The organism is Paenibacillus sp. sgz302191 (assembly GCF_057749925.1).
Genome location: NZ_JBYLHY010000062.1, coordinates 1 through 10,266, shown reverse-complemented (window position 1 = coordinate 10,266; position 10,266 = coordinate 1). Strand labels below are relative to the sequence as shown.

General features: G+C 59.2%; 1 protein-coding gene. It reads right to left on the bottom strand.

Annotated features, from left to right (window positions below; genetic code table 11):
* A partial coding sequence (locus tag AC3G2T_RS38250; protein WP_488438744.1) for an amino acid adenylation domain-containing protein occupies positions 1–10,266 on the bottom strand: 10,266 nt, incomplete at both ends.

Sequence of the window (10,266 nt, the reverse complement as noted above, 5' to 3'; positions counted from 1 at the left end):
CAACGCCTGCGGCGCGCAGCGTGCGGGCCAACCGGTTCGCCCGCTCGTCCAGCTCGCCGTAAGTCATCACGGCGTCTTCGAAACGCACCGCCGGCTTATCCGGCGTGCGCGCAGCGTGCTCTTCGAACAGCGCCTGGATCGTCGCAAAGCTCGGATACGCCGCCGCCGTGTCGTTAAACTCCAGCAAAATTTGCTCCCGCTCCCGGGCCGTCATCACTTCAAGCTCGCCGAGCTTCAAGCAAGGATCGCTCAGAATGCTGTCGATTAACTGCCGGAAATGCAGCGCCATCCGCTCTATGGTCTCCCTGTCGAACAAGGCGTCCGTATATTGCAAGCTGCAAGCTACGATATCGGCGTCTTCGACGGCTTCGAACGTCAAATCGAACTGTACGGCTTTGTGGCCGTTCGGATAAGGCTCGACCTGCAAATCTTTGAAGCTCTTCTCTTCCCGCCGCCTGCTCTGCATGACGAACATCGTATCAAACAGCGGATTGCGGCTGAAATCCCGCGGAATATCCAAACGCTCAATCAGCTCTTCAAAAGGGTATTCCTGATGCTCGAACGCTTGCAGCACCCGGTTTTTGACCTCTTTTACATAATCCGCAAACGTTTGGTCTCCCGACGGATGCATGCGGAGCGCCAGCGTGTTGACGAACATCCCGATCAGCGGCTCCAGGTCCGGATGCGGCCTGCCGACGATCGGCGTGCCGACCACGAGGTCGTCCTGCCCCGTGTAAGCGTGCAGCAGCGCGGTATATGCGGCAAACAGCACCATGTACATGGTCGAACCGGTTTGCGCCGCCAATCGCTTGAGCGCATCGGTGCGCTGCTCGTCAAGGATGAACGGAACCGTATCTCCCCGGAAGCTGCGGGCGGCCGGCCGCGGATAATCCGTCGGCAGGTTGAGCGCGGGAATTTCCCCGCGGAAGGCATCGAGCCAGTACGCTTCCTGCGCTTCGATCCGCTGCTGCTGATCCGCCCCCGCTCTCCACACCGAGTAATCCTTATACTGAATCCGCAGCGGAGGCAGCTCTTCGCCTTCATACAAGCGAATCCATTCATCGACGAATATTTCCATCGAAACGCCGTCCGTAATGATGTGATGCATATCAAAAAGCAGCAGATGCCGCTGCGGCTCAAGCGCGACAAGCTGGACTCTCCACAGCGGAGATTCCGATAGACGGAAGGGCCGTATAAAGCTGCGAATGACCGCCTCCGGATCGTCTTCGCCGATATGTCTTTCCTGCAGGCTGAACGCCGCTGCCGGATGGATGCGCTGCAGAGGCTCCCCGCCGCTCAGCTCGAACCCGGTGCGAAGCGTATCGTGACGGGCGATCAATTGCCCGAAAGCTTGCTCCAGGCGCTTCGCGTCAACATTGCCGATGAGCGTCACGACGCCCGGCATATTGTAAGCAAGCGCCCCCTCTTCAAGCTGGTGCAAAATATATAACCGCTTTTGCGAGGAAGTTAACGGATAATAATCGCTTGCCGGCGCAAGAGGTATGGACGTAAAGTCGGCTTGCTCCATACCGGATATCGCCGCCGCCAACTGCTCGACGGTCGGATGCTGGAATACGTCTTTCAGCGGAACGATCCGGCCCAATTCTTTTTGCAGCTGGGCGACTAACGCAGCCGCCCGCAGCGAGTGCCCGCCGAGCTCGAAGAAATTGTCCGTTACGCCGATTTCGGAAATGCCGAGCACGTGCTGCCAAATATGAACCAGCTTCGTTTCCATCTGCGTGCGCGGAGCTATGCGGGAGTCGCCTGTCTGATTCCCGCTCTCGGCCGGCAGCGCTTTGCGGTCGATTTTGCCGTTCGGCGTCAGCGGCATTTCGCCAAGCTGGATGAAGTACGAAGGCACCATGTAGCCGGGAAGCTCGGCGCCCAGCGCAGTGCGCAGCTCCTGGGCCGATACGTCCCTGTCCGCAACGTAGTACGCGTACAGCTGGTTTTGTCCGGCGGCGTCTTCCCGCGCGATAACGATCGTCTCCCGCACAGCCTCGGCCTGCAAAATTTTGGCTTCCACTTCGCCAAGCTCGATGCGGTAGCCGCGTATTTTCACCTGATGGTCGATCCGGCCCAAATATTCGATCCTGCCGTCGGAGAGCCATCTTGCAAGGTCCCCCGTCCGGTACATGCGTTCGCCGCTGAACCGGCTGACGACGAACTTGTCCGCCGTCAATTCCGGCCGGTCGTGGTAGCCTCTGGCCAGTCCTGCGCCTGCCACGCACAGCTCTCCCGGCACGCCTGCCGGCAGCAGATGACCGTCCGGGTCCACCATATAAACATGGTGGTTCGGCATCGGACGCCCGATCGAAATCAAGCGGTCTGCGTCCGGATCGGACGAAACCGGCCAAATCGAGGTTGCCACGGAATTTTCGGTCGGCCCGTACCCGTTGTAGTAAGCGAGCTTGTCTTTCCACTTCTGCACCAGCTCTGCGGACGAAGCCGAACCGGCGGTAAACAAAATGCGCAAGCTTGGCATCGCCTCCGGCTCCAGATACACCGCATAGGTTGGCGGCAGCGATGCGACGGTAATGGCGTGTTCGCGCATATAGCTCTCGAACAGCTGATAATTCAAAATCGTTTCGGACGTCGGCACGTACAAGGCCGCGCCGCAGAACAGCGCCTGGAACATATCCCAGCAAGCCGCATCGAAGGACAGGCTGGCGAACAGCAGCGTACGGTCCGACGTATGGATACGAAGCGTTTCATCGTAATAAGCTTTCAGATTCGTCAGCCCGTGATGCTCGACCATAACCCCTTTGGGCTTGCCGGTCGTGCCTGACGTGTAGATCACATAAGCCAGGTCGCCGGGGCCCGCTCCATATTCCGGATTCGTTCCGTCGGCGCTGTAAACGCCCGGGTCGTCCAGCAGGAGCACGGCGCTCGCCGTATCGCCGATCCGCGCCGCCAGCCGCTCTTGCGTGAGCAGCAGCCCCGCGCCCGAATCTTCCAGCATGTAGCGGATGCGGTCTTCCGGATATTCCGGGTCAATCGGCACGTAGGCGCCTCCAGCCTTCATAATGCCGAATACGCCGACGATCATGTCCAGCGACCGCTCCGCCATCAGCCCGACCAGACGATCCGCCCGGACGCCTCTCTCCCGCAGCGTACGGGCAAGCCTGTTCGCCCGCTCGTTAAGCTCCCGGTACGTAAGCTTCTCGCCTTCGAAGTAAACGGCCATTTGCTCAGGCGTCCTTGCCGCCTGCTCTTCCAGCAGCCGGTGAATCGTCTTGTTTTGCGGCGACGGCATCGCCGTATCGTTGAAAATCTCAAAAATTTGCGCCCGCTCGCCGGCCGTGACGATTTCCAGTTCGCTGACCGCAGCGTCCGGATTGCCGACGGCCTGCTCCGTCATATAAAGCAAATGCTGACCGATCCGCTCTACGGCTGCCGGGTCATAGATGCGTTCGTTATACTCGAAACGAATCTGCAAATGTTCGCCCGGCGTGACGATCAGATTGAAGTCGTAATTCGTCTGCTCCATCATTTCCACATGGGAAATCTCGAAGCCGTTTTCCCCGCCGCCGCTGAGCTGCTCCATTTGCGCTTCCATCGGGAAGTTTTCGAACACCATAATATGGTTGACAAGATCCTGCTTCTGCTCGGTCAGAGCCTGAATTTCATAAAGCGGATGCGAATCATGCACATGCGACGCCAGCGCCTGCTTTTGAATGCGCATGGCCAATTCGTCGAACGTATCGTCTGCCTCTCGCAAAATCCGCACAGGAATCGTATTGATAAACAATCCGATCATGTTCTCGATGCCGGGAATTTCCGCCGGACGCCCGGACACGACGCTGCCGAACACGACGTCTTTGCTGCCGTTGTATTTTTGCAGCAGAAGCCCCCAGACGGTTTGCAGCAGCGTGTGGATCGTCACCTGATGCCCTTTCGCAAAACGGTTCATCCTGGCTGTCAAATCCGTGCCGAAATCGCAGTAATGGCTTGTGAAGCTTTGCCCTTCGGCCTTGCCTTGCGGCCTGCCGGCCGGCAGTACGGTCTGATTCTCGTAACCTGCCAAATACCCGCTCCAGTACGCGGTGGCCTCGTCTTTATCGCGCGCTTCCAGCCATTCGATATAACGGCTGTACGACGTCACCGGCGCAAGCTGCGGCGTCCGCTGCCCGATCATGGCATGATACAGCTCGAACACCTCTTCCGAAACGAGCGACAAACACCAGCCGTCCATCAAAATATGATGGGAACTCCAGATGAAGCGGTAGTCGTTCTCCCCCGTGCGCAGCAAGGCGACTCTCATCAGAACGTCCTGCGTCAAGTCAAAGCCTTGCCGCTTGTCTTCGCTCATCCGGCGCTCGACATAAGCTTTCCGCTCCGCTTCGGGCATCGCCCGCAAATCTTCATAATGAAAACCGCCGCGCTTCCTGCGGAATACGAGCTGCAAAGGACGGTCTCTCCAGCCGACGTATACGTTCGTGCGGAAAATCCCATGCCGGTTCATCAGTACGGCAAAGCTTTTCTCGAACGTCTCCGCATCGAACCGGCCGTGCAGGTCAAACGTCGTCTGCTCAAAATAGGCCGACGAGCCGGCGTCCAGCATGCTGTGGAACAGCATGCCCTGCTGCATAGGCGTGAGCGCGTATATATTTTCGATTTCGCCGATTTGCCGCGTCGCCGCCGCGATCCGCTCCAGCTCCTCGGACGTCATTCCTTTGATCGAGAGGTCGCTAGGCGTCGCTTCCGATGTTTCCCGCGCCGAGCAGTGAAGCACGACTTCCTGCAGGCTGTCATGCAGAAGCGCTGCCAAACGCTCCATCGTTTCCTTGCGGTATTGTTTGCGGCTGTAGCTGATCGTCAGCGACAGCTCGCCGCCCGAAATCATCCCGTTGATGTCAAGCGAATACGTTCTGGCCGCTTTCGCGCTGATTGGGTCGCCGCCGGAAAAAGGCGATATGTCCAACGTGCCGCCGGCAAGATCCTGATCGAACTGGCCCAAATAGTTAAAGCTGATTTCCGGCTCCGCGCCAAAAGCTGCCGACTTGGCGGCTTCGGACAAGTACCGCCAAATGCCGTACCCGACGCCTTTGCTTGGCACGGCGCGCAAGTTTTCCTTCACCGTTTTGATGCGCCCGGATACGTCCGTGCTTGCGCCCATGTCGAGCACGACCGGATATTGGCTCGTAAACCAGCCGACCGTACGCGATATATCGATATCCGGCATGATCGCTTCGCGGCCGTGTCCTTCCAGAGTGACGGCTACGTGTTCGATACCGGACCAGGCGTGAACCGCCATGCCCAGCGAGGTCAGCAGAAGATCGTTCATTTCGGTGCGATAGGCGCGGTGCGCTTGCTTCAGCAGCAGCTCCGTCGTTTCCTCCGTCCAGGTGACGGTCACGACTTCGCTGTCGCCGATCAGGGAGTTCAGACCTTCGCTATCTTTCGGCAGAGCCGAATAGCCGGCTTGTTCGATCCGCTCCCAATACGCGTGCTCGCCGGCGAGTTCCGGACGATTCGCATAGTCGTGAAGCCGGCTTGCCCACAATTGGAAGGAATCCGTCTTTTGCGGCAGCCGGATCGCCTGCATGCTTAGCGCCTGCTCATACGCGGCTGCCAGATCCTCGAACAAAATCCGCCAGGAGACGCCGTCCACGACCAAATGGTGAATGGCGACGAGCAGATGGTCTCCGTCCTTGCAGCGGAACAGCCCCAGGCGCAGCAGCGGCCCTTCGCTCAAGCTGATGCCGCCTTGAATGAGGCTCGCTTTCGCCTCGATCGCTGCCGCAGGCTCCGCCTCGTCCTTCAGATCGATGATTTCCAAACTGTACGGTTCGCCCTCGTCAAGCCCCCGGTACCAGGCTCCCTCGCCACGAATGACAAAGCGCAGCGCGTCATGATGCTCGGCTAGCTTGCTCACCGCTTTGCGGAGCGCTGCTTCATCAAAGCCCGATTTACGGTAAAGCAGGACGGCCTGATTGTGGTGATGCTCCTCTTTATAGTCTTGCTCAAAAAACCAGAGCTGCACGGGCGTCAACAACGCCTCGCCGGTTGCGGCGCCCTGATCGGCGATGCGGCTGACCCGCTGCACATACGGACTCAAGGCTGCAACGGTCGGATTTTGAAACAGATCTTTCATTTCCATCCGGTAACCGGCTTGATACAGTCTGGAGGAAACCTGCAGCGATCTTATCGAATCGCCGCCAAGCTCAAAGAAATTGTCGCGGATGCCGACGGTCCGGACGCCCAATACGGCCTGCCACACTTCGCAGAGCGTCTGCTCCACGGCCGTGCGGGGCGCCGCATAGTCGGCTCCTCCTGCGAAGCCGTCATTTTCCGGCACCGGCAGCGCTTTGCGGTCGATTTTGCCATTTGGCGTAAGCGGAAGCCGTTCCAATGTCATCAGCCGCGCCGGCACCATGTGGGCAGGCAGCGATTGCTGCAAGTGCGCTTGCAGCGCCGCCAGATCAAGCGTCTCTCCTCCGGAGGCCGCATACCCGCACAAATATTTGCCGCCGCCGTCGTCGATACGATCGATAACGACCGCCTGCTTGACGCCCGGAAAACCGAGCATAGCCGATTCGACCTCGCCCAGCTCGATGCGGTAACCGCGAATTTTCACCTGATGGTCCATGCGGCCGATAAAATCCACGTTGCCGTCGTCCATCCACCGGGCCAGGTCGCCGGTCCGATACAGCCGTTCTCCCGGCACAAACGGGTTCGCGACGAACTTTTCATCGGACAGCTCGGGACGGTTCAAGTAGCCTCGGGCGATGCCGGGACCTCCGATGCACAGCTCCCCGGATACGCCGACAGGCACAGGGCTCAAACCTGAATCAAGAATATAAAATCTGGCGTTGAGCGACGCCTTGCCGATCGGCACGCTGCCCGCCGAAGGAAGCTTGCTCAAAGGCTCGTCATAGAAGCTGGAATCGATCGCCGCTTCCGTGACGCCGTAGCTGTTGATGATGCGGATTTGCGAGCCGTAACGCTCCTGCAGCCTGCGGTAGTCCGCAACGCTGCAGCTGTCCGAGCTGGTGATAAGCAGGCGCAGCGAGCTGATATCCAGTTGCTCGGCTGCAACATGCTCCATGAACGGAACGATCAGCGCAGGCGTCGATTCAAACGCAGTGATTTGGTATTCGTGCAAATAACCGTACAGCTTCACAGGATCGATCCGGTCTTCTTTCCGGCAAATGAACATGGCGCCGCCGTTCAGCAGCGTCCTTGCGATATCGCCGGTGAATACGTCGAACGAGAAGCTGGCAAGCTGCAGCAGCAGCAGCGGGAACTCCAGCAAGCGGTACTCCCGGCGGTAGGCGAACGCCGTATTGACCAGGCTCCGGTGTTCGATCATGACGCCCTTCGGGCGCCCCGTCGTTCCCGACGTATAGATCACATAAGCCAAATCGTCCGGCGCATTGACATTCGGACCATCGGCGGTCGAGCCCGCATAGACGGACTCGTCGTCGAGGCACAGCACGGCTCGCGGTTGCTGCGCCGTTTCAGTCTCACCCTGCTGCTCCGCGAGATGCAGCAGATGGGACTGCGTCAGCAGCACGGCAGCGCCGCTGTCTTCCAGCATGAACCGGATGCGTTCAGGCGGATAATCCGGGTCTAGCGGCACATAGGCGCCGCCCGCCTTCCATACGGCGAGCACCGCCACGATCAGCAGGGTGCTGCGTTCGGCAAGAATGCCGACCCTGTTTTCCCGGCCGATGCCTGCGCCGCGCAGCGTTTGCGCCAGGCGGTTGGCCTGCTCGTTCAGCTCGCGGTACGTCAACCGATTTTCCGTATCGCTGACAGCCAGACGTTCGGGCGTCCAATGCGCTTGCTCTTCGACATAGACATGAAACGGCTTTTCAAGCAGCGGTTCCAGACCTTCGGCGCCTTTGCCGCTAAATGCGTGTAAAAGCTGCGCTTTTTCTTCAGCCGCAATAAATTCGAGCGCGGACAAAGGAAGCTGCGGATCGCGGGCAATGGATGCCAAAATTTGGCTGTAATGATTGGTGAGCCGCTCTGCCGTCGCTCTTTTGTAAACCGCTGTCGCATACTCCAGATGGAACGCGATGCCGTCTTCCTCTACAGCGCCTTCCAGAGAAAGATCGAATTTCGCGACGGAGTCTTCCCGCGGATAAGCGGAAAAGCGAACATCCTCAAAGCTCGCGTCTGTCTGCTCCGCATTTTTCAGCTCGAACATCGTATCGAATAAAGGATTGCGGCTCATATCCCGTTTGAGCTGCAGCCTGCTGACCAGCTCTTCGAACGGATACGCCTGATGCTCGAACGCGCTCAGCGTTTTTTCCTTTATGTCCTGCAAAAAGCTGTAAAACGTTTTGTCGCCGGCCGGGTAGCTGCGGATCGCAAGCGTATTGACAAACATGCCGATAAGCGGCTCCAGGTCGGCATGAATGCGTCCGGCAACAGGCGTGCCGACGACGATATCTTCTTGTCCCGTATATTTATGCAAAAGGGCTGCATAAGCGGCGAGCAAAACCATATAAAGCGTGCTGCCGCTCCGCGCCGCCAGTTGGCGCAATGCGTCGCTCGTTGTCCGGTCAACGGCAAACCGAACGCTGTCCCCTTCAAAGCTCTGCACGGCGGGACGCGCAAAATCGGCTTTGAGATCCAGCGTCGGCAGCTCGCCCTGAAACGTATCCAGCCAATACGCCTGCTGCTTTTGCCATTCTTCATTTTGCATGTTCGCCTGCTGCCACACCGCATAATCTTTGTATTGATTGCGCAGAGGCGGCAGCTGCCCGCCGTTGTAGAGCAGCGCAAGTTCATGGATGAAAATGTTTAGCGAACCGCCGTCCGATACGGTATGGTGCATGTCGATCAGCAGCAAATAACGCTCCGCCCCCTGCTCGATCAGCCCAGCCCGCAGCAAAGGAGCTTGGGCAAGGTCAAACGGACGCACAAAGCTTTGAACCGCCGCCTCCGTCTGATCTTCATGCGCGCGGATATCCTCTATAGCGAATTCGATATGCTCATGAATACGCTGCACAGGCTCTCCGCCCGCAAGCTCAAAGCTCGTTCTCAGCGTTTCATGCCGTGCAATCAGCTTGCGGAACGCCTCCTCCAGACGATTGCGGTCCAGCAGCCCTTCCGCCAGGACGACCCCCGGCATGTTATACCCCAGCGCTCCGCCTTCCAGATTGCTTAAAATGTACAGCCGTTTCTGCGCCGAGGAAACAGGATAATACGCGCTCTCCGGCGCATTCGGAATCGCGGCGAGCATGCGGGTTTCCTTGCTTTCGATCCTTTGCGCCATCTGTTCGACCGTCAGTGTCTGGAACACGTCGCGAATTTCCAGCTGTTTGTTCATTTCTTTATGAATGCGGGCGACAAGCGTCGCGGCCCGCAAGGAATGGCCGCCGATCTCAAAGAAGTTGTCTTTGACGCCGACGCGTTCAAGGCCCAAAACATCCCGCCAAATGTGCGCGAGCTTCATTTCCGTCTGCGTGCGCGGAGCCGTATACTCCGCTTCCGAGCGAACGCTCGCTTCCGGAGCGGGCAGCGCCTTGCGGTCGATTTTGCCGTTCGGGCTGAGCGGCATCCGCTCCAGTTGGATCAAATAAGTCGGCACCATGTAGGCCGGCAGCGTCTCCGCCAGCCTGCTGCGCAGCTCGCTGGCAGGCAGCTCCGTCTCCGCCACGTAGTACGCGCACAGCAGCTTTTGGCCGCTCTCGTCCGCGCGGGCGACGACGACCGCTTCATCCACGTGCTCCACGTTCAGCAGCTGCGACTCCACTTCGCCCAACTCGATCCGGTAGCCGCGGATTTTCACCTGGTGGTCGATTCGGCCCAGGTATTCGATGTTGCCGTCCGGCAGCCAGCGCGCCAAGTCCCCGGTCCGGTACATCCGGCCCCCGTCCGCGAACGGATCGGACACGAACTTCTCCGCCGTCAGCTCCGCACGGTTCAGGTAGCCCCGCGCCACGCCGACGCCACCGATGCACAGCTCCCCGGCCACGCCCACAGGCTGCAATTGCAGCTTGCCTTCCTTCATGATGTACAGCCGCGTATTGTGGATCGGCTTCCCGATCGGGATGACCGGATAATGCACATCCGGCTCGCAGTCGAAGTACGACACGTCCACCGTCGCTTCCGTCGGTCCGTACAGGTTGATCAGCCGCGCGCGGTTCACCCACGCTACCGCCTGCTGGAACCGGGCCACGTGCTGCGGCGGCAAAGCTTCGCCGCTGGCGAATACTTGGCGCAGCGTTCCCAACTGCCCGGCCAGCTTCGCTCCCGGCTGCTGCTCCGCGTAATCGAGGAACGCGTGCAGCATCGCCGGCACGAAGT